The 21,602-nt window shown below is 60.7% G+C and carries 29 protein-coding genes and 1 tRNA gene; 25 read left to right on the top strand and 5 right to left on the bottom strand.

The window, feature by feature from the left end:
- Window positions 1-85: 85 nt before the first annotated feature.
- The 25 genes from M5G18_RS13195 (at window position 86) to M5G18_RS13075 (ending at window position 18,033) form a co-directional block, all read left to right on the top strand.
- A complete protein-coding gene (locus M5G18_RS13195; RefSeq protein WP_273897995.1) occupies window positions 86-1,009 on the top strand; it encodes a GPO family capsid scaffolding protein in 924 nt (307 codons plus the stop codon).
- 2 nt (window positions 1,010-1,011) lie between these two features.
- Window positions 1,012-2,034, top strand: a complete 1,023-nt coding sequence (locus M5G18_RS13190; protein WP_273897996.1) for a phage major capsid protein, P2 family — start codon at window positions 1,012-1,014, stop codon at window positions 2,032-2,034.
- Window positions 2,031-2,750 carry a phage terminase small subunit gene (gpM, locus tag M5G18_RS13185; protein ID WP_273897998.1) on the top strand — a complete coding sequence of 240 codons (720 nt, stop codon included), beginning with the start codon at window positions 2,031-2,033 and terminating at the stop codon, window positions 2,748-2,750. The genes M5G18_RS13190 and gpM overlap by 4 nt, the downstream gene beginning before the upstream one ends.
- A gap of 98 nt (window positions 2,751-2,848) precedes the next feature.
- The gene (locus M5G18_RS13180) at window positions 2,849-3,310 is read left to right on the top strand and encodes a head completion/stabilization protein (protein ID WP_025111119.1); all 462 of its coding nucleotides are present in this window, start codon (window positions 2,849-2,851) and stop codon (window positions 3,308-3,310) included.
- On the top strand, window positions 3,307-3,759 hold the full coding sequence (locus M5G18_RS13175; protein WP_273898003.1) for a phage tail protein: 453 nt from the start codon (window positions 3,307-3,309) through the stop codon (window positions 3,757-3,759). Before M5G18_RS13180 ends, M5G18_RS13175 begins: the two co-directional genes overlap by 4 nt.
- Entirely contained in the window at window positions 3,746-4,429 is a 684-nt protein-coding gene (locus M5G18_RS13170; protein ID WP_273898004.1) for a phage virion morphogenesis protein, read from the top strand. The genes M5G18_RS13175 and M5G18_RS13170 overlap by 14 nt, the downstream gene beginning before the upstream one ends.
- A gap of 11 nt (window positions 4,430-4,440) precedes the next feature.
- On the top strand, window positions 4,441-5,556 hold the full coding sequence (locus tag M5G18_RS13165) for a DUF2586 domain-containing protein (RefSeq protein ID WP_273898006.1): 1,116 nt from the start codon (window positions 4,441-4,443) through the stop codon (window positions 5,554-5,556).
- 6 nt (window positions 5,557-5,562) lie between these two features.
- Window positions 5,563-6,015: a phage protein gene (locus tag M5G18_RS13160; RefSeq protein ID WP_025111123.1), complete on the top strand. Its 453-nt coding sequence runs from the start codon at window positions 5,563-5,565 to the stop codon at window positions 6,013-6,015.
- A complete protein-coding gene (locus tag M5G18_RS13155; RefSeq protein WP_102685930.1) occupies window positions 6,015-6,227 on the top strand; it encodes a TraR/DksA C4-type zinc finger protein in 213 nt (70 codons plus the stop codon). Before M5G18_RS13160 ends, M5G18_RS13155 begins: the two co-directional genes overlap by 1 nt.
- Window positions 6,224-6,520, top strand: a complete 297-nt coding sequence (locus tag M5G18_RS13150) for a hypothetical protein (protein WP_025111125.1) — start codon at window positions 6,224-6,226, stop codon at window positions 6,518-6,520. The genes M5G18_RS13155 and M5G18_RS13150 overlap by 4 nt, the downstream gene beginning before the upstream one ends.
- Window positions 6,517-7,050 (top strand): lysozyme, encoded by a 534-nt coding sequence (locus M5G18_RS13145; RefSeq protein ID WP_273898012.1) that lies wholly within the window; start codon window positions 6,517-6,519, stop codon window positions 7,048-7,050. The genes M5G18_RS13150 and M5G18_RS13145 overlap by 4 nt, the downstream gene beginning before the upstream one ends.
- Complete coding sequence (locus tag M5G18_RS13140; protein ID WP_273898014.1) at window positions 7,050-7,565, top strand: lysis system i-spanin subunit Rz; 516 nt, start codon at window positions 7,050-7,052, stop codon at window positions 7,563-7,565. Before M5G18_RS13145 ends, M5G18_RS13140 begins: the two co-directional genes overlap by 1 nt.
- Entirely contained in the window at window positions 7,562-7,852 is a 291-nt protein-coding gene (locus tag M5G18_RS13135; protein ID WP_273898016.1) for a putative phage tail assembly chaperone, read from the top strand. The genes M5G18_RS13140 and M5G18_RS13135 overlap by 4 nt, the downstream gene beginning before the upstream one ends.
- A gap of 23 nt (window positions 7,853-7,875) precedes the next feature.
- On the top strand, window positions 7,876-8,016 hold the full coding sequence (locus tag M5G18_RS13130) for a DUF6890 family protein (protein WP_039013052.1): 141 nt from the start codon (window positions 7,876-7,878) through the stop codon (window positions 8,014-8,016).
- A gap of 5 nt (window positions 8,017-8,021) precedes the next feature.
- Complete coding sequence (locus M5G18_RS13125) at window positions 8,022-10,007, top strand: phage tail tape measure protein (RefSeq protein ID WP_273898020.1); 1,986 nt, start codon at window positions 8,022-8,024, stop codon at window positions 10,005-10,007.
- Window positions 10,004-10,321 carry a DUF2590 family protein gene (locus M5G18_RS13120; RefSeq protein ID WP_273898021.1) on the top strand — a complete coding sequence of 106 codons (318 nt, stop codon included), beginning with the start codon at window positions 10,004-10,006 and terminating at the stop codon, window positions 10,319-10,321. Before M5G18_RS13125 ends, M5G18_RS13120 begins: the two co-directional genes overlap by 4 nt.
- A complete protein-coding gene (locus M5G18_RS13115; protein ID WP_273898022.1) occupies window positions 10,318-11,490 on the top strand; it encodes a baseplate J/gp47 family protein in 1,173 nt (390 codons plus the stop codon). The genes M5G18_RS13120 and M5G18_RS13115 overlap by 4 nt, the downstream gene beginning before the upstream one ends.
- Window positions 11,487-12,011 carry a phage tail protein gene (locus M5G18_RS13110; RefSeq protein WP_085649253.1) on the top strand — a complete coding sequence of 175 codons (525 nt, stop codon included), beginning with the start codon at window positions 11,487-11,489 and terminating at the stop codon, window positions 12,009-12,011. Before M5G18_RS13115 ends, M5G18_RS13110 begins: the two co-directional genes overlap by 4 nt.
- Before the next feature lie 9 nt (window positions 12,012-12,020).
- On the top strand, window positions 12,021-13,718 hold the full coding sequence (locus M5G18_RS13105; RefSeq protein ID WP_273898028.1) for a phage tail-collar fiber domain-containing protein: 1,698 nt from the start codon (window positions 12,021-12,023) through the stop codon (window positions 13,716-13,718).
- Window positions 13,719-13,726: 8 nt separating this feature from the next.
- Window positions 13,727-14,434, top strand: a complete 708-nt coding sequence (locus M5G18_RS13100; RefSeq protein ID WP_273898030.1) for a DUF4376 domain-containing protein — start codon at window positions 13,727-13,729, stop codon at window positions 14,432-14,434.
- Complete coding sequence (locus tag M5G18_RS13095) at window positions 14,431-15,354, top strand: hypothetical protein (protein ID WP_273898032.1); 924 nt, start codon at window positions 14,431-14,433, stop codon at window positions 15,352-15,354. Before M5G18_RS13100 ends, M5G18_RS13095 begins: the two co-directional genes overlap by 4 nt.
- Entirely contained in the window at window positions 15,351-15,896 is a 546-nt protein-coding gene (locus tag M5G18_RS13090) for a baseplate complex protein (RefSeq protein WP_273898033.1), read from the top strand. The genes M5G18_RS13095 and M5G18_RS13090 overlap by 4 nt, the downstream gene beginning before the upstream one ends.
- Window positions 15,893-16,597: a hypothetical protein gene (locus M5G18_RS13085; RefSeq protein WP_273898034.1), complete on the top strand. Its 705-nt coding sequence runs from the start codon at window positions 15,893-15,895 to the stop codon at window positions 16,595-16,597. The genes M5G18_RS13090 and M5G18_RS13085 overlap by 4 nt, the downstream gene beginning before the upstream one ends.
- Window positions 16,570-17,541: a hypothetical protein gene (locus M5G18_RS13080; RefSeq protein ID WP_273898035.1), complete on the top strand. Its 972-nt coding sequence runs from the start codon at window positions 16,570-16,572 to the stop codon at window positions 17,539-17,541. Before M5G18_RS13085 ends, M5G18_RS13080 begins: the two co-directional genes overlap by 28 nt.
- A gap of 273 nt (window positions 17,542-17,814) precedes the next feature.
- A complete protein-coding gene (locus M5G18_RS13075; protein ID WP_273898036.1) occupies window positions 17,815-18,033 on the top strand; it encodes a hypothetical protein in 219 nt (72 codons plus the stop codon).
- A 428-nt stretch (window positions 18,034-18,461) separates the two neighbouring features.
- Here M5G18_RS13075 and M5G18_RS13070 read toward each other — a convergent pair whose 3' ends face one another.
- From M5G18_RS13070 to M5G18_RS13050, 5 genes are all read right to left on the bottom strand, one after another.
- On the bottom strand, window positions 18,462-18,833 hold the full coding sequence (locus tag M5G18_RS13070; RefSeq protein ID WP_273898037.1) for a hypothetical protein: 372 nt from the start codon (window positions 18,831-18,833) through the stop codon (window positions 18,462-18,464).
- Between the two features lie 446 nt (window positions 18,834-19,279).
- Window positions 19,280-19,726, bottom strand: coding sequence for a hypothetical protein (locus M5G18_RS13065; RefSeq protein ID WP_273900142.1), 447 nt, complete (start codon window positions 19,724-19,726; stop codon window positions 19,280-19,282).
- The gene (locus M5G18_RS13060) at window positions 19,723-20,226 is read right to left on the bottom strand and encodes a hypothetical protein (protein WP_273900141.1); all 504 of its coding nucleotides are present in this window, start codon (window positions 20,224-20,226) and stop codon (window positions 19,723-19,725) included. The genes M5G18_RS13065 and M5G18_RS13060 overlap by 4 nt, the downstream gene beginning before the upstream one ends.
- Before the next feature lie 128 nt (window positions 20,227-20,354).
- Window positions 20,355-20,430: transfer RNA gene (locus M5G18_RS13055), tRNA-Thr, on the bottom strand.
- Window positions 20,431-20,505: 75 nt separating this feature from the next.
- Window positions 20,506-21,342, bottom strand: a complete 837-nt coding sequence (locus M5G18_RS13050) for an FkbM family methyltransferase (RefSeq protein WP_273900140.1) — start codon at window positions 21,340-21,342, stop codon at window positions 20,506-20,508.
- Between the last annotated feature and the right edge of the window lie 260 nt (window positions 21,343-21,602).

Here is a 21,602-nt window from a genome sequence, read left to right as displayed (position 1 = left end):
GAACGCCGAAAACCAACCGTTTGTTTGGGGCAAATCGGCTCCCTATCGTGGCGGCTCATTCAACGATTGAGCGCAGTTACCGACCATGCCCCGTTCCCTTGTCTCCTACTGGAAACGTGTTGCCACCAGCGGCCCGACCGTCGATGGCCGCGAGATCCTGCCCCAGGAACTGCGCGACATCGCCGAGACCTACACGCCTGCCAAATACACGGCGGTGATCTGGTGCGACCACGAACGCTGGCCGGGTTCCCACGGCACCGTTTTTGCCGTGCGCTTGGTTGAAGAGGGCGAGGATCTGGAACCTGGCCAGATCGCGCTGGAAGCTCAGTTGAAACCGAACGATCGCCTTCTGTACCTCAACGACCAGGGCCAGAAGCTGTTCAGCAGCATTGAAATCACCCCGAATTTCGCCGGCAGCGGAAAGGCCTATCTGACTGGCCTGGCGGTGACAGATTCGCCGGCGAGCCTCGGCACGCAAGAGCTGTATTTCTCCAATCGCACCAGCCGCGCCGCGTACTACGCCGCCTCGCAAGAACTCGGCCCCCTGCGCGAAACCGAGCCGCAGGGCGAGATCGGGCGCCTTGCCGCCATGTTCACCCGCCTGTTCAAGCGTTTCGGCATTGAAGACACGCCCACCGAAACCACCCCGCAAACCCCAACCGAGAGCAAACCCCCAATGGATGAAGCTACCGCAACGGCCTTGAAAGCCCTGCTGGCCCAGCTGCTGGTCGTCGCTGCCGGCATTCAGGCCGTGATCGAGCCTGCAGCCGAAGACGCACCGGAACCCGACCAGGCCCCGATCGATGACGTGAGTACGGCTGTCGACGAGATCGTCACCACTGCCGAGGAACAGCGCGAATTCAAGCGCAACGGTGGCGGCAACAAGGCAGTGCTTGCAGCGCTGACCAGCCTGCAGAAGCAATTCACTGCGCTGCAGAACACCCCGACCGGACGTCAGTTGCCGCGCAATTCCGGCCCGACTGACAAATCCAAACCACGGGTACTCTGACCATGGCTGCTCATTCCCTGAGCGCCTATGGCGCGAAAATGTACGCCGAGCTGCAACTTGCTCTCGCCGAAACCTACGGCGTTGACCTGGCCAGCAAGCAATTCAGCGTGGAGCCGTCAGTAGCCCAAGAGCTTAACGACGCCATCACGGCAAAATCGGACTTCCTCTCGCGTATCAACGTCATCGGCGTGAGCGAGATCAAGGGTCAAAAGGTTTTCCTGGGCGTATCCGGCCCGGTGACTGGTCGCACCAACACCAAGACCACCGACCGCGAGGCAAAAGATGCGTCCGCGCTCGATGACAGCACCTACGAACTGTCGTCGACCGAATCGGACGTGGGCCTGCCCTACGCGAAGATCGATGCCTGGGCCAAATTCCCGGACTTCCACAAACGCTATTCCGATGCTGTGCAGAAGCAAATCGCCCTGGATCGCATCATGGTCGGTTTCCACGGCACCCACGCGGCAGCACAGACCGACATCGGCGCCTATCCGATGCTGCAGGACGTGAACAAAGGCTGGCTACAGCAACTGCGCGAACAGGCGCCGCAGCAGGTACTCAAGGAAGGCAAGACGCCTGGCAAGGTCACCATGGGGCCGAACGGTGATTACGCCAACCTCGACGCCCTGGTGCACGACACCAAGCAAATGGTGGACGAACGCCTGCGCGACGGCGGCGACCTGGTGGCGATCATCGGCACCGACCTGCTGGCCGCTGACAAGGCCAAGCTGTACGCCAAGCAGGGCGACACCCCGACCGAGAAAGAACGCATCGAGGACGCCCAGGTCATTGCCACCTACGGCGGTCTGCCGAGCTTTAGCGTTCCGTTCTTCCCGGTCAACGGTGTGCTGGTCACCAGTTGGGACAACCTGTCGCTGTACTTCCAGGACACCAGCTGGCGCAAGCAAACCGTGGACAACCCGAAACGCTCCCGTGTCGAGGATTACAACAGCCGAAACGAGGGCTACGTGATCGAGCAGCTGGAGAAAATCGCCCTGACCGAAAACGTCGAGCTGGTCGCATGAGCCTGGCCCTTGCCCACAAGCGCCGCACTTTGGCCCTGGGTAGCGCTGCAGTGATTGCCGCTGCAGCGGCACCGCTGGCGTATTCGCCGGCGGAAGCCTTGAGCAGTCCGGCCAATGCCAAAAAGCATCTGCAGTTGCAGGAGGCGGCAATGGCTCAAGACCTGGAGCGCCTGAGCGCGATCAAGGGACTGGCCGGACGCCAGGCACTCAAGCGTGAGGAACTGCTGCCCAAATACCAGGACTTCATCCAGCGCTACATGGATTCGGGCCTGGTAATGCAGAACCCCGTCCTGGTGCAGGTGATGGTCTGGCTGTTCGACACCGAGCAATTCGAAGACGGTCTGGAACTGGCGGACTTCGCGATCGAGCAGGGGCAGGAAATGCCGGAGCGCTTCAAGCGTGACGTGCAGACCTTCGTCGCCGACGCGGTGATCGACTGGGCTTTCCGTGAGTACAACGCGGAGCGCAGCCCGGAGCCGTACCTGACCAACCTGCTGCCGCGTGTCGACGGTGAATGGGATCTGCCCGAACAGATCCCGAGCAAGTTCCACAAGCTGATCGGCATGCGCGCCATGGAGGCTGAGCAGTGGGATACCGCGCTCAAGCACCTGGAGCGCTCCACCGAGCTGTACGCGAAAGCCGGCAACGAAACGCGCATTGCGAAGTGCCGCAAAGCGATCGCCAAACAAACACCCGCCGTCAACGGCGCCCAATAACCGACTACCCCCCCAGCGGGGAACTGTGGACGTGTGTCTGCCATTCATGGACAGCCCCACGAAAAACAGTCTCCCCGCCCTAATTCGAGCGGTCAGCAATGAGCTTTTCCGGGAAACCCACCACCATCGTGGAACAGGCGATCGAGAACGACGGCTTCTGGCCGAACCTCTCCGTGGCCGAGTTCCAGAAGGGCTATCGCCTTCCGGCGGAGTTCCTGGGCGACCTGCTGACCGACGCCTTGTTTATCGCGATGGCCGAGGTCAATACCGACCTGGCCAAGCTCAAAACCAGCTGGCTTGCAGCAGGCATCGTCGCCGTGGAAACAGCCGATCCGATGCTGCTGCCTGAGCGTGCATTCAAAGCCAAGCTGTACAAGCGCGCCGTTTATTGCCGCGCCAAGGCCAGCGCCCTGCAGCAGTTCGCGACCGTGACCCGCCGCGAGAGCGCCGAGAACACCGGTAAGGAAGCGCCGGAGCGTGAAGACACGTTTCTGGCATTCAGTCAGCAGGCTGTGCGCGCCCTGCAGGGCCGTGGGCGCATCACGGCGAAGTTGCTATGACCAAGCTGCAGGCGTTGACCGCCTACCTACTGGAACGCCGCCTGGTCGAGCCTGAACAGCTCGACAGCTGGACGGAGCAGGTCAAGCTGTCGCTGATCTGGAAACCCGACGTCGACGGCATGCACTTTGCCGATATGCACTATCGCGCCGTGATCGTCCTGGAGCGATTCGCGGCCCATCCCGCCCGCATGATGGCCCTGGTGGGCAGTTGGCTGGAGAACTACGACTCCGATCGAGACCGCCATGAACTGCCGGCGCCGGAATTCGCCGTGGAGCCCCTGGACAGCGATCTGTTCGACGTGGAAGTAACGCTGGAATTCGTCGAGCCGCAGTATCTCTCAGAAGATCCGGGCGGCGAGATTCAGGCCTTCGGCAAGACCTGGGCGTTCGTTCCATTTGATCTTTGGATCGCCGAGCGCGGCGAGGTGGCCACCAATGGCGGGGCGTAGCACGTTCGAACTCGACGTGCGCGGACGCTTGGGCGTGCGCGAGCAACTGGCGTTGCTAAGCCTGCCGCCGCAGTTGCGCCGGCGTTTGCTGAACCAGGTGACCAAGCGTGTGCGGACGATGAGCCGCAAGCGTCAGCGTGCCCAGCAGAACCTGGACGGTTCGGCGTTCGCCCCGCGTCAGGGCGACGGCAAAGGCAAAAAGAAGATGGAAGCCGGCCTGGCCAAGCTGATGGTGGTCACCCGCGTGAGCGCTGATGAAGCGGAACTGGGCTGGAAAAACGCTCTGACCCGATGGGTCGCCGCCCAGCAGCACTACGGCGTCAGCGAGCGCCGCACCGCCGCGCAGATGCGCCGCTGGAACAAAACCCCGCCGGGTCTAGCCGCGACCGAGAAACAGGCCAAGCGCTTGCGTCGGTTGGGTTTTCGCGTGCGCCAGGCCGGCAAAAAGACCCTGACCAGGCCGTCAGTGGCGTGGATTCAAGAGCATGTGAATTACGCCAAGGCCGGTTTGCTGATTCGCATCCTGGACGACCAGCGCAGCGAGTCTTCGGGTGCGCAGAGCTGGGAAATCACGCTCCCGAAACGCCAGTTCATCGGCGCCGAAACCGAACGCGACACCGACCTGCTGATTAGCCAGGTGTTGCAACAAATCCTAACTTCACCACGCTAACGAGGCACTGCATGGCACTCGGTCAAGTCACCGTCGACAATCTCAACTTGGGCCAAGGGCCTGTGAGCGAGATTGAGCGTTACTTTCTGTTCATCGGCCCCGCCGGCAAGAACGTCGGCCAGATCCTCCCGCTGAACACGGACAGCGATCTGGACGCTGAACTGGGCGTTCCGGCCAGCGACCTGAAAACCCAAATCACGGCTGCCCGTCTCAACGGTGGCCAGCGCTGGGCGTGTGTCGCGGCTCCGATCGGCGCCGAGGGCAAATGGGACGAGGCGTTGGAGAAAGCCCAGCAGCAGGGCTCCTCCGTCGAAGCCGTGGTGATTACCAAGCCGGTGACCGCTGCCGCCGAGCTGTCGGCGATGCATGACGCGGCGATCGCCCTGAACAACACCTACGGACGCCGCGTGTTCGTAATGGCGTCCGCACCTGGTATCACCGCCGAACAGAACTGGGCGCAGTACGTCAGCGAACGCAAAGCGCTGTTGGCCAACCTGGCCGCGCCGCGTGTGCTGGTCGTACCGCAGCTGCACGGCAATGACCTGGGCGTGCTGGCCGGTCGCCTGGCCAACGCATCAGTGAGCATCGCTGACAGCCCGATGCGCGTGGCCACCGGTGCCGTGCTGGGCCTCGGCCCTGTTCCGATCGATGGCGAAAAAGTCCCGCTGACCTCGGCTGTGCGCAGCGAGTTGGATCGGGCGCGCTACTCGGTTTCGCAGACCTATCCCGACTACCCGGGCGTGTACTGGGGCGACGGCAACATGCTGGACACCGCCGGCAGTGACTTTCAGGTCGTGGAATACCTGCGCATCACCGACAAGGCCGCTCGGCAGATCCGACCGCTGCTGATTCGTCGCGTCGCCGATCGCCGCTTGAACAACACCCCCAACAGCATGGCGGTCAACACCAACCAGTTGATGGCGCCGCTGCGCGCCATGGCCAAGTCCACCACGTTTGCGGGCCAGGTGTTCCCCGGCGACATCGAGCCGCCGAAGGACGGCGACCTGGTGCTGACCTGGCTGACCAAAACCAAGGTCGCGGCCTACATCAAGCTCAAACCCCACAACTGCCCGAAAGACCTCACGGCGAACATCGCCCTGGATCTTTCCACTGACCAAACGGAGTAACGCCCCATGGCGAAGATTGGCGGCAAAAACTTTGACGTGAGCCTGGGCGATATCGCGCTGCACGTCGAAAGCTGCACTTTGGATATCACCGACAACTCAGCAGTGGCCCAAACCCGGGGCGTGCCAGACGGCACTGTGGACGGTGACGTGGCCGCTGCCGGCGAATTCGAGCTGGATACCACCAACTTCAATCTGCTGATCGACGCGGCGCGATCGGCGGGCAGCTTCCGAGGCCTCAAACCCTTCGACGCGGTGTTCTTCGCCAAGGCCGGCGAAGACGAGGAACTACGGGTGGAAGCCTTCGGATGCAAGGTGAAGCTCTCCAGCCTGCTGGCGATCGATCCGAAGGGCGGCGAGAAGAGCAAACACAAGGTTCCGTTCGACGTGACCAGCCCGGATTTCATCCACATCAACGGCGTGCCGTACCTGGCTGCGACCGAGATTGAGGGGCTGCGCTGATGGTGGACTGGTTCGACCGTGCCCAGGAGCTGGAGCAACGCCAACGTGACCAGGCGATCAAGGCCCAGTTGAGCAAGCCCGTGCCGGTCGGGCCGAGCCTGACCCATTGCCAAGACTGCGACAAACCAATCCCGCCGGCGCGCCAGGCGCACGGTGGCATAACCCGGTGCGTCCCGTGCCAGACGGACGTCGAGAAGAGTAAACGCCGATGACCACTGAAACTTCGCGTCTGGGAACGCTGGAGCGGCAACTTGCCGTGATCGAGCACCGCATGAACGAGTTTGAAGGTCGTCACGACACTGTGCCGACTCGCGTGACCAAGCTTGAGCAGCAATTCGAAAACATGACTGGCCAGCTCAAGGAACTGAACAAGGGCCAGCAGGCGTTGACCCTTGCGGTCAACGTGATCGGCTCGAAGGTCGGGCGCTTGCTGACGATTCTGACGCTGGTTGGCGCCGTGCTGCAGATGGTCGTGCCGGCACTGCTGCGCGTGTGGTTCCCATGAGCCTGCGCGGGCGGATAGCCGCCGGTTTGATCGCGCTGGCCAGCACGCCGCTGGTGATCTTCCTGGGCACCTGGGAAGGCAACGGCCAGAACACCGTTTACGCGGACAAGCTCGCTGGCGGACTTCCCACGGTTTGCAAAGGCATCACCCGGTTTACGAGCCCGTACCCGGTCGTAGTCGGCGACTACTGGTCACCCGCCAAATGCGCCGAGGTGGAGCAGCTGGTGATCCGCAAAACGCAGCTGCGGCTGGCCGAGTGCATCACAAACCCGAAGGTGGGCCAGAACACGTTCGACGCACTGACCAGTCACGGCCACAACTTCGGCGTGACCAGCACCTGCGCCAGTCGAGCAGTCGCGCTTATCAACGCCGGTCGCATCGCCGAGGGCTGTAAAGCGCTGGCTTGGGCGCCGGACGGCAAGACGCCGGTATGGGCCTTTGTGACGGATGCCAAGGGCCAGAAGCGCTTTGTGCCTGGGTTGCACAACCGCCGGCTGGCCGAGTTCCGGCTGTGTGCGGAGGGCTTGTGATGCTGCGCGAAGCCTTGTTCCTGGTCGTGCTGTGCCTGGTCGCCTGGATCGGTTTCGACGCGCTCGAAGGCCAGCGCGACGAAGCCAGGCGCGAGCGCGACAGCGCCAAATGGGAGGCCAGCGGCCTGCGCGAAGCGGCACGCATCAGCGGCGAAATGCTCGCTGAGCGGGACGCGATCGACCAACGAAACACCAAGGAATTGACCGATGCACGCAATGAAAACGAACGCCTGCGCCGCGCTGTTGGCGATGGCTCTGACCGGTTGCTCGTCCGCGCCACCTGTCCCGCCTCCGGATCTGTGTCCGCCACCGCCGGCACCGCCCGCGTGGCTGATGCAGGACGCGCCGAACTCTCAGCAGACGCTCGATCGGATTATTTCACCCTCCGAGATCAACTCGCCAAAAGCCGGCAAATGATCGTCGGACTGCAGCAATACGCCCTGGGCGTTTGCCGGCGATCGCCGGCGCCCCAGGACACCACTTTTCCCAACCTCAAAAAGAGCGATACCCCATGAGCCAACAAAACACCGAAATCACCCTGGAAGTCGGCGAAAACGAATTCACCTTCAACCTGACGCCGGCGGACGTGACCAAGTACTTCAACGCCCTGACCCAAACCAACAAGGTCGCACCGGGCAACAACCTGTTGATGACCACCGTCAAGCAAGAGGAAAAGGCCACGCTGAAACCGCTGCTGGCCAACCCGGTGATGGTGATGCAGCTGGCCGGCGCGTTGCTGGAGGAATACGCGCCCAACGTTGAGGTGATCGTAAAAAAGCGCTCGAGCACGCTGAGCGCCTGAGCGAAAACGGCCTGGGCCAGTTGATGGCCCTGACGAACCGCTGGCTACCTGGTGCCGAACCCACGCCCGAGGCGATGGGGACGGCCAAGTGGCTGGAGGACGAACACTGGAGACGCATGGAATTTGCCGTGGCTAACGGCATCGCCCTTGCGCTGAACGGGTAACGACTTTGGCAGACCGTAGCGCCAGCCTGGCTTTCATTCTCAGCTTGCAGGACAAGGTCACCGCGCCCCTGGGCAAGGTGAAAATGGGCTTTTCCGAGCTTGCCGATCAGAGCGAAAAGCACATCAAGACGATCGGCCTGGGCTTTGGCGGGCTGACGGCGGGCGTGGTCGCCATTCGCGAATCCATGGAACCGGCGCTGGAAGTCAATCGCGCCCTGGGCGATGTCCGATCGCTGGGCGTGGCCGAGGACGCGCTGTCTGCGCTCAATGCCAAGTCGCTGGAGTTCGCCGTGAACTACGGGGAAAACGCCAAGGACTTTGTGGCGTCCGCGTACCTGATCGAGGGCGCCATTAAGGGGCTGGCCGGCAACCAGTTGGCCACCTTCACCAACACCAGCAACCTGTTGGCGAAGGCCACCAAATCCGACGCCGAAACGATGGGCGAGTACGTCGGCACGCTCTACAACCTGCAGAAGTCCCAAGCCGATGCGATGGGGAAGGGCGCGTGGGTGGAAAAACTCGGCGGCCAGACCGCGCTGGCGGTGCAGCTGTTCCGCACCAGCGGCGCGGCCATGAAAGACGCCTTCAAGGAGGCCGGGGCGATCGCCACGACTTCCGGCGTCGACCTGGCTGAACAGATGGCGGTGATCGGCACGCTGAGCAGCACCATGGAGGGCGGCGACGCCGGCGGACGCTATAAGGCGTTTTTCGAAAACATCGGCGCCGCCTCGGAAAAGCTCGGCATGAAGTTCACCGACCAGCAGGAAAAAATGCTGCCGATGATGACCATCCTGGACAAGCTCCAGGGCAAGTTCGGCGATCTGACCAGTGCGTCGGCGGGTGCCAAGCTGATGGAGGCCTTCGGCGGCGAAGGCGCCCAGGTGATCGGTGCGCTGGCCAAGGACACCGATCGGCTGCGCAACGGCATCGAGCAGCTGGGCAAGGTGCGCGGGTTGGAGAACGCCGAGCAGATGGCCCGGGCGATGGTTGACCCGTGGCAACAGTGGGCGTCCCTGGTCGAAGTCATGCGCGTGGTGTTCGGTCAGGTGCTGATCCCGGTGCTGTCGCCGTTCATGGCCAAGATGGTGGACATCGGTAAAACCCTGGTGCGCTGGTCGCAGCTGTTCCCGAACATCACCCGCGTGATCGGCATCACCGCGCTGACGATCATGGGCATCGTCGCCGCGATGTCGGCGCTGACCATGGTGGTGGGCATTGCCCGCATGACCTGGTTGGGAATGCTGACCGTCTGGAAGGTCTTCCAACTGATGGGGCTGCGTACCGTCGCGGTGTTCATCCTGCAGAAGCTGGCCATCCTGGCTTACGTCGCCGTGATCTACACGCTGAGCGCTGGCCTGGCGCTGATTCGCGGCGCCATGATGCTGTGGCAGGGCGCGATCTGGCTGGTCAACGCGGCGCTGCTGGCCAACCCGGTGGTGTGGATCGTGGTCGGGATCGTCGCCCTGGTGGCGATCATTGTGGCGGCGGTCTACTTCTGGAAGGAGTGGACTAGCGCCCTGATGAACACGGCCGCGTTCCAGTTCGTCGCCGACAAGCTGCAGAAACTGTCCGACTGGTTTAACTCCATGGGCGGCTGGTCGGGCATGGCCAAGGCCGCGTGGGACAGCATCGTCGGCATTTTCACCAAGGCCGTTAACGGCGTGATCGAGCTGCTGAACAGCATCCCGGGCGTGAACATCGAAGCGCGCTTCGGCGGTATGCCCGAGGTGCCAGGCGTCGACGCCGCTGCCAGTGCTTCCGACACCGCCAACGCTGCGCAGAAAGCCCAACAGACCATCAATGCGGCCATTCCAAGCCTGTCGCCGGCGCGTCCGTCTGCAGTGCCGCCGGGTGGCCTGCTGACCAGCATTCAGAACAACAACAGCAGCCAGAGCAAGGGCACGCATGTGGAAAACGTGACCATCAACACCGGTAAGCCGATGACCCCGCTGGAGATGGAAAACATGGTCGCCATGGCGGTGGGCGGATGAGCGAGTACGTGGATCTGCTGATCGTCGGCAACGACCTGGTGCTCGATCCATCGCAGCAGCCGTTGCTGGTGGATGACCGCGCCTGCATCGCCCAGGACATCGCCCACATGATCCGCGACAGCGGACTGTTGGTGACGCTGGTGGCCGAGCGCGATCGCCTGCGTCAGCGCGACTGCATCCAGCAGATGGAACTGCTGGTTGAAGAAGATGTGCGCCTGGTGCCGGGAACGGCGCGCATCACTCAGCAGGCGCCAGGTGTGTACCTAGTAACCGCCAAAACCATCAAATTCGGATCGATCGAGGTAAGTCTGTGAGCGTCGATTTTAAAAAGGTGATCGCCGATGCCGGCATCCCGACCACTGAGGCGGCGTTGAAGGCTGAGTGGGAAAAGGAAGTTGAAGCCCAGGGCGCGAAAGTGGCCAACACCAGCAGTTATTCGCCGTTCTGGCGGGTGATGACCGCGCTGGTGACCAAGCCGGTTTTGTGGCTGCTGGATTTCCTGTGCATGACCGTGCTGCCAAACTTCTTCGTGAAAACGGCGGTCGACGCCTGGCTGGATACGCTGGCCTGGGCAGTGAACGTCGAGCGCAAGGGCGCGACCAAGGCCCGGGGAAAACTGCTGTTCACTCGGGCCATTCCGGACGGCGTGCTGGAGATGGAAAAGGGCATCGTGGTGCAGTCTGCCGCGATCAATGGCAACGTCTACAAACTGGTTACCACGGCGCCGGCGACATTCCAGCAGGGCCAGCTGCAGCTGGACGTTCCGGTCGAGGCGATCGAGGCGGGCAGCGGCTTCAACCTGGCACCGGGGTATTACGCGATCCTACCGGTGCCGATCCCTGGCATCGTGCAGGTGGTGAACAAGGACGGCTGGCTGGAATCCCCAGGAGCCGATCCCGAACCGAACGACCAGTTGCGCCTGCGAGTGCGTAACCAGTTCTCGGCGGTCAATCAGTGGCACACCGACGCGGTGTATCGCGCCATGATTTCCGCCTTCCCGGGCGTGCGGCCGGATGGTGTGTATTTCGAACACGGCGCGCCCCGTGGCCCGGGCAGTGCAAACGCCTACATTTTGTTCGAAGCGGGTGTGCCGGCAGACGCCTACCTGCAGCAAATCAATGCGCACATTCGCGACCAGGGCAACCACGGCCACGGCGACGATCTGCTGGCCATGGTCATGCCCGAAGTCCCGGCGACCGTGACGCTGTGGTTGTGGCCCAAGCCCAACTTAGGGGCCGAGCGGATCGCCGCCCTGGTGAAAGAAGTGGAGCTGTTCGTGCGGGCTGCGTTTCGCGAAAGCACCGCGACGGACTACCAGCCGACGCTGACCTATCCGCAATCGCGTTTCAGCTACAGCCGGCTCAGTGAAGAGATTCACCAGCAGTTCGAGGACATCGCGTCCCTGCGGTTTCTACCCGGTCAGGACATCATCAGCGGGCTGAACATTCCGCGCCTGGGCCAGTTGAAGGTGACGGCGCAATGACCAAGCTCAAGTTGCCTTTCTGGCTCGGCGGCACCGAGCTGTCGAAGTTATTGGCCGCTGCACAGTCCTGGTGGGAAACCGTCACCAGCTGGCTACGCTGGCCCTATCTGCAGATCGATCCTGACACCTGCCACTTGGCCATTCTGGAACTGTGGGCCTGGCAGCGTGACGTGACGCGCTTCACCGGTGAACCGGAAGCGCTGTTCCGCCTGCGTGTGAAATTCGCCTTCATCAACTCGGTGGATGCCGGCAGCACTGCCGGCATGAAGCGCATTTTCGAGCGCCTGGGCGTCGGCTACGTCGAGATCGAGGAACGCCAGCCCGGGCGTGACTGGGACGTGGTGCTGCTCAAGTTCAGCAATGCGCAGTTGTCCCTTAATCCGGAGTTGCTGCGTGTGCTGATTCAGCAGTACGGCCGCACCTGCCGGCGCTATGACTTCGTGACCATTACCCCCGTGGGCCTGCAAATCGGCCTGATCGACTTCAACGACGACCAGCAGACGCTGGTCGCCAGCCTGTAGGAGCGCACCGTGAGCGCCAGTATCACTTTGGCCGGCGAAAGCCAGATCGCCCTGAAACAAAGCCAGAAAAAGCCCCTGGTTGTGACGAAATTCATCTTCGCCAACGTGCCCGGGCTTGATCCCGAAACGCCGGTGGATCGCGCCGCTGGCAAGCCGCCGACGGGCCAGATTGTCCAGGTCTACGACATCCCCGAGGAAAACCGGGGATTTGTGAATCCGAACCAAGTTGTCTACAGCGCCCAGCTCGGTTCCGACATCGGCGACTGGGACTTCAACTGGGTCGGCCTCGAGGACGCGGATGGCCTGCTGTTTGCCGTCTCCTACGTCCCGCTGCAGCAGAAGCGCAAGAACATCCCGCCGCTGCAGATCGGCAACAACGTCACTCGCAACTTTCTGGTCGCGTTCGACGGCGCCCAGGCGCTTACCGGCATCACCATCGATGCCAGTACCTGGCAGCATGACTTTACTGTGCGCCTGGCCGGGATTGATGAGCGCGAGCGCCTGAGCAATCGTGAAATGTACGGTCGTGCCTGTTTTTTCGGCAACGCACTGGCGTTTGGAAAGAGCGAAAACGGGTTTCAGTTGGGAGCCGGTACGGCGTACATCGAAGGCATTCGGGTGTCGATGACAACCCCGTGGCCGTTCACCGGTGTCATTCCTGCCGGGACAATCACCCTCGACGTCTGCCTGGAGCGACAGCTGAACGATCGGGTGGCAAAGTGGAAAGTCGTCTACGGCGAGAAGTCCGATTACACCGACTCGGCCGGCGTTCGCCATTACTGCGTGCCGATCGCCTTTTACACATCGCCAACGGCTTTCTGGGACGCACGTCAGCCCGAGTCAGTCTCCGGGCCGCTGATCCAACACTTCGCGGCGCGTGATGGTGATTACGCGAACCTGCGCGCCCGGGGTACGACCAAAGAAGACGTGGATCTGGGCAACCTGCCCAACGCCAAGAGCGATGACCCGACCACCAACAGCAGCGAAATCCTTGCCACCACGGCCGCGTTGAACAAGCTTCAAAAGCAGGTCGGCGAATCGCTGACGGGCATGGTTGCTTCGTTCAGCATGAATAGCCCGCCGTCGGGCTGGTTGGCGTGTAACGGCGCCGCGATTTCGCGCACCGCCTTTGCGGGTTTGTTTGCACGGATCGCCACGCACTACGGTACAGGTGACGGATCGACCACTTTTAACTTACCCGACATGCGCGGCTTGTTCCTAAGAGGTTGGGACGACGGACGTGGTGTAGACCCGAACCGAGCGTTCGGCACCTTCCAGGACATGATGATCCATTCCCACGCGCATACCGCATCGGCTACAGCGGTTGGCGACCACCTGCACTCCGCATGGACAGATGCCCAGGGAGCCCACACCCACGGAGCTTGGACGGACGCACAGGGCAATCATGACCATGGTTTTCGCTTCGTCGACAACGGCGCTGGTGTTTCGATTGGTGCGTCTACGGGTGGGGGGAATTTGGTGACCCTAGAACTGCCCTATGGTCAGGGCGCGGATAACCGTCCCTATCGCACGGATTACCAGGGCAATCACGCACACACCGTGGGCATTGTTTGGGCAGACGCCCACGCGCACAACGTAGGTGTCAACCCCGGTGGGGCGCACACCCACGGCGTGACAGTGGGAGCCGCTGGCGGTACCGAAACCCGGCCGAAGAACGTCGCCCTACTTTTCTGCATCAAGTATTGAGATCGAGCATGACTGAAAAACTCGTCTATCAGACCAACCACCTGGGCATCTTCATTGGTGCGGTGAGGGCTGACGAATCGCCGCTGGAACCCGGTGTGTTTTTGATCCCCGGCGGCTGTGTGGAAACTGCGCCGCCGGCGATCCCAGAACACAAAGCCGCCTGGTGGAATGGTAAAGCCTGGCAGTTGGTGGACTACTTCGGCGGCGTGGCGGTGTACAGCACCGACACCGGCGAGCCGCGAATTCTGGAAGGCTTCGAACCGGTGCCGGCAGGCTTCACCATGAAAAAGCCCGGGCCGAACCAGGTCTGGAAGGACGGGCAATGGGTCGATGACATCGATGCCGTGCTGGCTGCGCTCCAGTACAAAAAGCTTCAGGCGATCAACGCCGAGTGCGCGGCGTACATTGCCGGCGGATTCAACTCCAGCGCCTTGGGCGATGTGTACCGCTATAGCAGTGCAATCGATGACCAGGTGAACCTGAACGGTCAGGTGTTGCTGGGGATGGACGACACCTATCCATGCTACGACGCCGACCAGGTTCTGGCTTTCAGATCGCACACGATCGCCCAACTACAGAAGGTCAGTCATGACCTGGTGCGGTTTCGGCAGGCGGCGCAGCAACAGGCCGAGACGCTGCGTCAGGCGGTGGCGGGCGCGCTGAAAGACAAAGACCTCAAGGCGATGAAAGCCATCACCTGGACGCCGCCGGCATGAGCTGGGCGCCGGTGACGATGCGCTGGCCAGAACAGGCCACGCAATGGATGGGCGGGCTGTCCGCCGCCAAGGATCTTGCCACGGGTGAGTTGGTCAGCACCGCCCAGCGGGTGGCAGGTCTGGAAGGTTTGGCCAGCACCAACCCGGGGCCGGTCGGCGATGCCGCGAAAGGCGCCATTGAAGCCGGTCGGGCTGCGCTGGCTGAACAGTTGGGCCAGGTGCCGGCGTGCCTGGTAGTGACGCCATTCCAGAGCGGCATCGGCCAGGGCACGGGCTACCAGCGTTTCCTGTCGGCGCCAAACGTCCTGGAACACCTGGCCAGAAAGTTGGAAGACGCGACCGACTCCGGGCGTCCGGCGGGGCCGCAATACGCGCTGTCGATTCTGTTCCTGGGCACGCGCCTGGAACAGTTGGCCAGTGGCCTGTCCCGATTCAACGCATTACTGCCGATTCCCGACCTGGTGCGCACGGAGCGGCGCGCCCAGCACCTGATGAAACTTGAGAGCGACAAGTGGGAGATCCCCGGCGCCGGCCCACTCCCGCGCTGGCAGACGCTGCCGCTGGAGCGCTGCACGGTGGTCAAGGCCGCGAAACAGTCCATGGCTGGCCAGTTGGCCGTGCTGGAGGGCTACGCCGCCGACAGTTCGCCGCTGGGCGATCTGGCAGCGCTGGCCGCTCGCAAGGTCGCCCAGCAACAGGGCCGAGATCAACAGCTGGCCGACCTGAAAAACCTACTGGCCGAGGGCAATCCGGATGTCAGCATCTGCGCACGACTGATCGGCCCCGGCAACTCCAGCGAGCTGCGCCAGGAGCTGCTGAGCGGCGACGCACCGGGGCATGAGTGGGTGCAGTGCGCGGGAATGCTGCTGGTCGGCACCAAGGAAGGTCTGAGTTTTGTACAGGAGCTGGTGGGCCTATGACGCTGTTACTCGACGGGCAAAAAGTCCAGGGGAAAAACCTCAAGGTCACCGGCAATCTGCGCATCGAAAGCGGCGACATGTCGGGGCAGACCAGCAACACCGACAAAGCGCACAAGGGGTTCAAGCCCAAGACGCTGGCCGTGTCGCTGATGATCCCGTTTGTTGATCGGGTGCAGTTGACTGACCTGATGCGCATGGCCGAAGCCACGGCCAGCGGCGGGGAGTTGCATCTGTACCGCGTCGTGAACGATACCGCCGAGGCGTTCGGTGTTCGCCAGGTGGAGTTCTCCGAAGGAGTCAGCGCCCGGGAGGCGGACAACCTGAAAGCCTGGCTGGTGCAATTCACCCTCAGCGAGCGCGAATCGAACCCGGAAAAGGTCGAGGGTCGACGCGCCGGCAACAAGGTCGACGCCCAGGGCGCCCCGGGCAGCGCGGTGGGCGAAGGTGGGGGCGGCTCAGGTTCGAGCGACAAGCCGGAACTGACCGGTTTTGAGAAGGTGCTGGGGCGCGTGGACAAGTGGCTGGGGAGTGAGCAGACGTGAAACTGCACAAGGTTCTGTCGATCAATGGCGCGCCTGTTCGCCTGGTCAAGGAGGACGTTCGGCTGGACGCCACCAGTCCAGGGCGGGCGAACTTCACCGTTCAGTCTGCTGAGCCGCTGAAAGGCTTGGTGATGCTGGATATCGGCTACAACGACCGCACGCTGCAGCGCCACTTCATCGGCTATGTCGAGCGTTGCACCGCCGCCAATGCCAAAGAGCAGGTGCTGTTCTGCCGTGAGCTGGCTGCTGTGCTGGCCAACCCGTTGCCGTTGAACCTGCGCCATGTCGATCTGCGCGCAGTGCTGGCTGCCATCAGCGAGCAGACGGGCGTGCGATTTCGCGTTCCCGATCGGCCTTACGCCGGCGTGAAGACGCCGTACTTCTACAGCCTTGCTGCCGGATACCAGGCCATGGACAGCCTGGCCCGCGTGTTCAGTATTCCCGACTTCACCTGGCACCAGCTGGGCAACGGCGAAGTGTTCGCCGGCAGCTGGGCCGACAGTTTTTTTGGCGCCCGGGCGGCGCTGCAGATCCCCACGGAGCTGTTCGACGGCTACCAGGGCAACCAGAGCGCGATGATCGCGGCCCTTCCCGGGTTGCGACCAGGTGCAACGATCAACAACGGCGAGCGCATCACCAGCGTGGCGCTCGCCAATGACCAGATGGCCATCCGATGGAAGACGCAATCCGCCGCGCTGTAGAGCGCCAGTTCCCCGAACTCACTGGTGGTTACCACCTACCACGCTTCGCCCGCGTCATCGCCGTGGCTGATGCTCCGGCTGATGCTGGGATTTGCGACGACTTCCGTCCGCGCTACGCGGTCGACATTGAAGTCCTGGGCGCCGATGACGAGCCAGATCCGGCCATCCCGACGCTTACCGGTGTCCCGCTACCGTTGCCTACGGGGGGCGAGGACATGGGCATTTATGCCTTTCCGGAGGAAGGCACGCGCGTTGTGGTGTGCTTCGCCTACGGCCTGCCGAACAAGCCCTATATTCAATCGATCTTGCCCCACGGTCTGAGCATGCCCAAGGTGCCGAAAGGCGACCAGGTGTGGCAGCACAGTGGCACTGCACAGCAGCGCGTCGACGCGGACGGTAACTGGTTACGCCAGACTGATGGGAAGATCCGGGATCAAGCGATCGAACGCGAGGTTGAAGCCCTGGACAACCGCGAGCAGTTCCAAAGCCACACGCGAGCGGTTGATGACCACTCAACCGAGTCGGTGGGTGGTGTGAAGACGATCGAGGCGCTGGGCGCCCTCAAACTGATGTCGGGCGGATCAGCGAGCTTGGCGGCAGTTGATGATCTGCACCAAGCAACCGGTCGGGATCTGAACCTTGTTGTGGCTCAGAAGCACAATGCCACGGTAGGCGGCGATATGCGGGAGAGGATAGAGGGACTACGCGAAAGTGTGGCCGGTATCGGTCAGCGTATGCAGGCTCCGAAAAGCTGGATCGGGTCTGCAGACTTAAACTTGTTCCAGATCGTGTGTGAGGCGCTGGATCTGCTAAAGGAAATGAATACTCAACTCGCTACGCATACTCATGGGCCGACGCCTCCACCGGGGAACGCTACTGCTTTCATAGCCGCTAGGAATATTGCGAGTCTTCTCGGAACAAATTTGAAATCGATAACACAATAACTGCCTCCCTTTGCGCTAACTGCTTATAGCCAGAAGCTTAGAGTGGATGGGGCGAAAGCAGTCACCTACGAGCGTCCGCTTCTGGCCGAAAGCAGACGCTGGCTGGCTCCGATGATGGATGGAAGCAGTAGCCCGCCTCCCGCCCCAACTGATTGGCTAAAGTCTCAAATCATCTGCGCGGTGTAGCAATTTTTAAGCATGCGGTATCTAAGCCTCTCTGCTGCGGCCGCATGAGCTAGGCTTCGCGAAACCCTTATTTCCAGGATGGATCGCATGCCAAATAACTCATCTTCTAATATCGCCACTGCTGACGCCCTGACATTGCTCCTGCACAACCAGCATGCACTGGCGGCGGCAATCGAGGAGGTTGCCGTTTGGCTTGCATCCAGTGGCGCAGCAGTCGTTGCAGATAACGCTGTGATGGCTATGGAGACCTTAGACACAAATGCAAAAGCGATCACAGATGCGATTATGCGGATACGGCAATCCTAATATCGTCTTTGCAGGCAGCAATCGGCCAAAAGCGGCATCCCGAAAGCGGACACACGGAAAAAACATGATGAAAAAAGCACTTATCCCCCTCCCGCCGACGGGCTTTGTGTCCTTTTTTTGTGCAACACAGCGGGGTGGCGCAAACCCTAGCCCCGCCCAAGGCCGCTGCGGGGTCTGTGGGATGCTTGGCAATTTCACTAAGTGAAAAGAATTGCAGAGAATTGCTATGAGCTTGCATAAAGTGCAGTGGCTGGCAGCAGAGGGTAATGATTGTGAAAGGCCCGGTTTATAAGGGCGATGCGTCGAAAAAGCGAAGGGAATTCAAGTTTTCATTTTCAACGCAGATCGGCAAAAGAGAAGCAGTGCAATCTGCGCTGCATGGCGACGTAAGCGCTTTCAGCCCCCGTCTTGCTTGGGTTGCACCAGTATCAACCGACTGCAGGCTCTTTCACTCCCGCTCCTGCAATGAACTCACTGACTTCGGCGGCATTTAATAGTCGACGATGTTCTGCTTTGACGTGCGAGTGCAGAAGGTCGGTAAGCAGCTTCGCCAGCTTTTGAGCTGTTTCCTCACTCAGCTTTTTGACTGTGCCGGTACGGGCAGAGGGTAGAGCCACTTCGCCTGCGGAAGCTCCGAATGAGTCAAGGAGACCGCTGATATACCCGTTCAAAAACTCTTTTCTGTCGGTCAAGACTTTGCTTTCGGGCGCTTCCTGGTAATCCCAATCCACCCGCCAATATCGACCTTCCTTCGATACTTCAATTATCGGGAGTGCTGGGTTTTTGGTCAGTTGGCGCATGTGTACTCCTGGCAGTTTTGGGGACTGCAGCCAGTCTAAACCGGGAGCGGGAATACGTCATGTAGATGAGATTCAATCTCAGACACAGGGTGGGGTTTTCAAAAAAAGTAATAAAGGTAATACGGCGGGAAAGTGCTCTGGAAGCCCCGGTTTTACTGGGGTTCAGATATCACATGGAAAAGTGATATGAAGTGATATGAAAAGTGATACTTCCGCCAACCCCCCGGTTTCATTGGGTTTCGTGGTTTTGAGATATCACCTTGTAAAAGAGTAATACGATTACTTCGATATTACTCAGATATCACCTTTCCCAAGAAGCGCTACAAGCCTTACGGAGCATGGCTTACAGCGGGTTTTCGACAGGCATATCACTTTTATTACTCTTTTTCCGAGGGGCCACGAATTTTGATCTGGGCCCTTTGCGACGTGCGTAGGCCCAGATGGGTTCAGGAAAGCAATCCATGAGACTTGTTGCTTAAATTGCCCTGATAAGCGGGCATTGGCTGAGGTGGCCCAGCAACCGCTCCGATTTTCACGAGCATAGGGTTCAATGCACGGTTCTGAAAGATGGTGTGATCTTTGCCCCAGTGAAGACTGATGATTCGAGGCTGCAAGGTAGTTCCAGCCGAAATCTGCCCAGGTAAAATCGTGGTATGACCCGCAGCGGTGTAAACGAAAATCCAGTCCCCCGGGTTAACGAATCCTGTGCCGAACCACAGCATTTGATCTTTTACTGGTAGGGGTACTCCCTCAACAGACGGCATGCTGAGCATCAAGCAGTATTCAGCCAAGCTACAGTATTTATGCACGTAGATAGCGATGCGCTCTTGGTTAGGAATACCGTGAAACTGAACCTCTGCGATCTGCAGATCCTGAATAAGTGGGATGATCATGACCTCTTACCTCGCACCAGGTTTATCGAAAGCATGCCCAAACCACACAAGCCAAGTAAAACCGAAATGGTGTAGTGGGATTTATAAAGTTCGATCGCAAAGCCGACTGCAATAGTCCCAAAAAAAGTACATGATTTTTTGATGGTGCCTAGTGTTGAAGCAGAGTCCAAGCGTTCTTCTAACCTCCCATACTTCTCCTTCCAGTCACTGATCTCGGCGTTAGCGCTATCAAGTTTCGCTTGGATTGCATCTACGGATAGACGTGCTTGCGCTTTGTCATAGGAAGCATCGCTGATCATCGCAGCCATGACAGCGGCCATTTGTGGCCCACCAAAGGTTTCTGGATTACCGGTAATCACACCCATGAAGGTGCGCGGTAAGAGATCACCTTCGAGTGGTGGGGGAGTAGGCGCGACATTGCCGGATGAGCCTGGCTGCTGTTCGCCAGAGACACCGTTGTCATCTTCCGCAGGAGGGGGTGCACCAACCGGTAGCTCCATCATCGTTCCCTGAAATGGTTGACTAGGGTTTGCCACGAGATCTGGAGGTAAGCCTCGTGTTGTTACGTGGCTTGTTACGTGTGGAGCAAAAAACAAAGGCCTGCATCGCTGCAAGCCTTTGATTTATATGGTGCCGGCACCAGGAATCGAACCCGGGACCTACTGATTACAAGTCAGTTGCTCTACCATCTGAGCTATACCGGCGTGTGGGCGACGATTATAGCGGCTCGGTTGCTTCTGTAAACCCCTGAATTCAGACTATTTTTGCGCGGGCTCCGATCAGGCTCGGCGCAGGACGTTGCGCAGTTTCTGGATCGCTCGCCAGGCGCGGTTGTTCTGGAGGGCGCGCAGTTGGGCTTCTGCGTGTTCGGCGCGTTGTGTGGCGGCGCTGATTTGCGCCAGGGCGTCGGCTTCGCCGGGGCTGACGGGGTGGGCGAAGGGGTGGCCGAGGCACAGCTGGAAGTTGTCGAGCTGGCAGGGCGGCATGTCGAAGGCGGGTTTGAGGTTCAGGTGTTCGTCGGCCAGGAAGTAGCTGTTGAGGCCGTCGAAGCAGACGTTGGTGTAGCCGGCGTCGGTGATCAGGTGTTCCCAGGTGTGGTCGCGCTCGAACGGGGTTTCGATGAGGATGATCCACGGTCGGAAGCGGCTGAAGTTCATGCCGCGCAGCACGGTTTCTTCGTGGCCTTCGACGTCGATTTTCAGGAAGTGGATTTCGCGGCCGCCTGCGTGCTCTTCGCAGATCGAGGTCAGGGTGCGGGCCTTGACGGTTAGGTTGCGCACGTCGAGGCCAAGGTCGCGGCGCTCCTGGGCGGTGACGGGGTCGGCGGTGGACAGGCCGGTGCCGGGAATGCCGTAGAAGGTCACTTCGCCGGGCTCATCACTGGCGATGCATTGCAGGGTCGTGTCACGCGGGCGTTGTTGGCGCAGGGCGTCGTGGAAGTTCTGCATCGGCTCGACGTTGACGCCGCTCCAGCCGCGATCATAGAACGCCTTGGTCACAGAATCATGGATCGGGTCGTTGGCGCCGACATCGATGTAGAAGCCGTTTTCAAAGAACTTGAGGGCGCGCCACAGGCGGATGTCTTCGAAATTCTGTGCGTAAGAGATGAACGTCACGGTCACTCCCTGTCGGTCAGTTTCTTCTTGTTCGTGCGTGCGCTGCCGGCACGGTGTGAGCCTGTATAGCAAGGGTGGTTGGCCGGCGCAATTTTCCATTGCCCGCGTCCACGATTCGGCGGTTATGTCCTTTTGGTCGAGGGCTTATGCACAACAGGCTTTGAACAGGGCGCGCTTAGGCAGCTTTTTGTGGACGGGTTCTCATTTGAGTCGCAAATCCCTGTTTTGCCGGTTTTTTATTTATGTGAACAAAAAATGAC

This window comes from Pseudomonas aphyarum (assembly GCF_028657055.1).
In the GTDB taxonomy this organism is placed as follows: domain Bacteria; phylum Pseudomonadota; class Gammaproteobacteria; order Pseudomonadales; family Pseudomonadaceae; genus Aquipseudomonas; species Aquipseudomonas aphyarum.
This window is presented reverse-complemented; position numbering and strand designations above follow the sequence as displayed.

What these genes read in the sequence shown, in the direction of transcription:
- M5G18_RS13195 (WP_273897995.1), top strand. Translation starts at nt 86, where the DNA reads ATGCCCCGTTCCCTTGTCTCCTACTGGAAACGTGTTGCCACCAGCGGC.
- M5G18_RS13190 (WP_273897996.1), top strand. Translation starts at nt 1,012, where the DNA reads ATGGCTGCTCATTCCCTGAGCGCCTATGGCGCGAAAATGTACGCCGAG.
- gpM (WP_273897998.1), top strand. Translation starts at nt 2,031, where the DNA reads ATGAGCCTGGCCCTTGCCCACAAGCGCCGCACTTTGGCCCTGGGTAGC.
- M5G18_RS13180 (WP_025111119.1), top strand. Translation starts at nt 2,849, where the DNA reads ATGAGCTTTTCCGGGAAACCCACCACCATCGTGGAACAGGCGATCGAG.
- M5G18_RS13175 (WP_273898003.1), top strand. Translation starts at nt 3,307, where the DNA reads ATGACCAAGCTGCAGGCGTTGACCGCCTACCTACTGGAACGCCGCCTG.
- M5G18_RS13170 (WP_273898004.1), top strand. Translation starts at nt 3,746, where the DNA reads ATGGCGGGGCGTAGCACGTTCGAACTCGACGTGCGCGGACGCTTGGGC.
- M5G18_RS13165 (WP_273898006.1), top strand. Translation starts at nt 4,441, where the DNA reads ATGGCACTCGGTCAAGTCACCGTCGACAATCTCAACTTGGGCCAAGGG.
- M5G18_RS13160 (WP_025111123.1), top strand. Translation starts at nt 5,563, where the DNA reads ATGGCGAAGATTGGCGGCAAAAACTTTGACGTGAGCCTGGGCGATATC.
- M5G18_RS13155 (WP_102685930.1), top strand. Translation starts at nt 6,015, where the DNA reads ATGGTGGACTGGTTCGACCGTGCCCAGGAGCTGGAGCAACGCCAACGT.
- M5G18_RS13150 (WP_025111125.1), top strand. Translation starts at nt 6,224, where the DNA reads ATGACCACTGAAACTTCGCGTCTGGGAACGCTGGAGCGGCAACTTGCC.
- M5G18_RS13145 (WP_273898012.1), top strand. Translation starts at nt 6,517, where the DNA reads ATGAGCCTGCGCGGGCGGATAGCCGCCGGTTTGATCGCGCTGGCCAGC.
- M5G18_RS13140 (WP_273898014.1), top strand. Translation starts at nt 7,050, where the DNA reads ATGCTGCGCGAAGCCTTGTTCCTGGTCGTGCTGTGCCTGGTCGCCTGG.
- M5G18_RS13135 (WP_273898016.1), top strand. Translation starts at nt 7,562, where the DNA reads ATGAGCCAACAAAACACCGAAATCACCCTGGAAGTCGGCGAAAACGAA.
- M5G18_RS13130 (WP_039013052.1), top strand. Translation starts at nt 7,876, where the DNA reads ATGGCCCTGACGAACCGCTGGCTACCTGGTGCCGAACCCACGCCCGAG.
- M5G18_RS13120 (WP_273898021.1), top strand. Translation starts at nt 10,004, where the DNA reads ATGAGCGAGTACGTGGATCTGCTGATCGTCGGCAACGACCTGGTGCTC.
- M5G18_RS13110 (WP_085649253.1), top strand. Translation starts at nt 11,487, where the DNA reads ATGACCAAGCTCAAGTTGCCTTTCTGGCTCGGCGGCACCGAGCTGTCG.
- M5G18_RS13100 (WP_273898030.1), top strand. Translation starts at nt 13,727, where the DNA reads ATGACTGAAAAACTCGTCTATCAGACCAACCACCTGGGCATCTTCATT.
- M5G18_RS13095 (WP_273898032.1), top strand. Translation starts at nt 14,431, where the DNA reads ATGAGCTGGGCGCCGGTGACGATGCGCTGGCCAGAACAGGCCACGCAA.
- M5G18_RS13090 (WP_273898033.1), top strand. Translation starts at nt 15,351, where the DNA reads ATGACGCTGTTACTCGACGGGCAAAAAGTCCAGGGGAAAAACCTCAAG.
- M5G18_RS13080 (WP_273898035.1), top strand. Translation starts at nt 16,570, where the DNA reads ATGGAAGACGCAATCCGCCGCGCTGTAGAGCGCCAGTTCCCCGAACTC.
- M5G18_RS13075 (WP_273898036.1), top strand. Translation starts at nt 17,815, where the DNA reads ATGCCAAATAACTCATCTTCTAATATCGCCACTGCTGACGCCCTGACA.
- M5G18_RS13070 (WP_273898037.1), bottom strand. Translation starts at nt 18,833, where the DNA reads ATGCGCCAACTGACCAAAAACCCAGCACTCCCGATAATTGAAGTATCG.
- M5G18_RS13065 (WP_273900142.1), bottom strand. Translation starts at nt 19,726, where the DNA reads ATGATCATCCCACTTATTCAGGATCTGCAGATCGCAGAGGTTCAGTTT.
- M5G18_RS13060 (WP_273900141.1), bottom strand. Translation starts at nt 20,226, where the DNA reads ATGGAGCTACCGGTTGGTGCACCCCCTCCTGCGGAAGATGACAACGGT.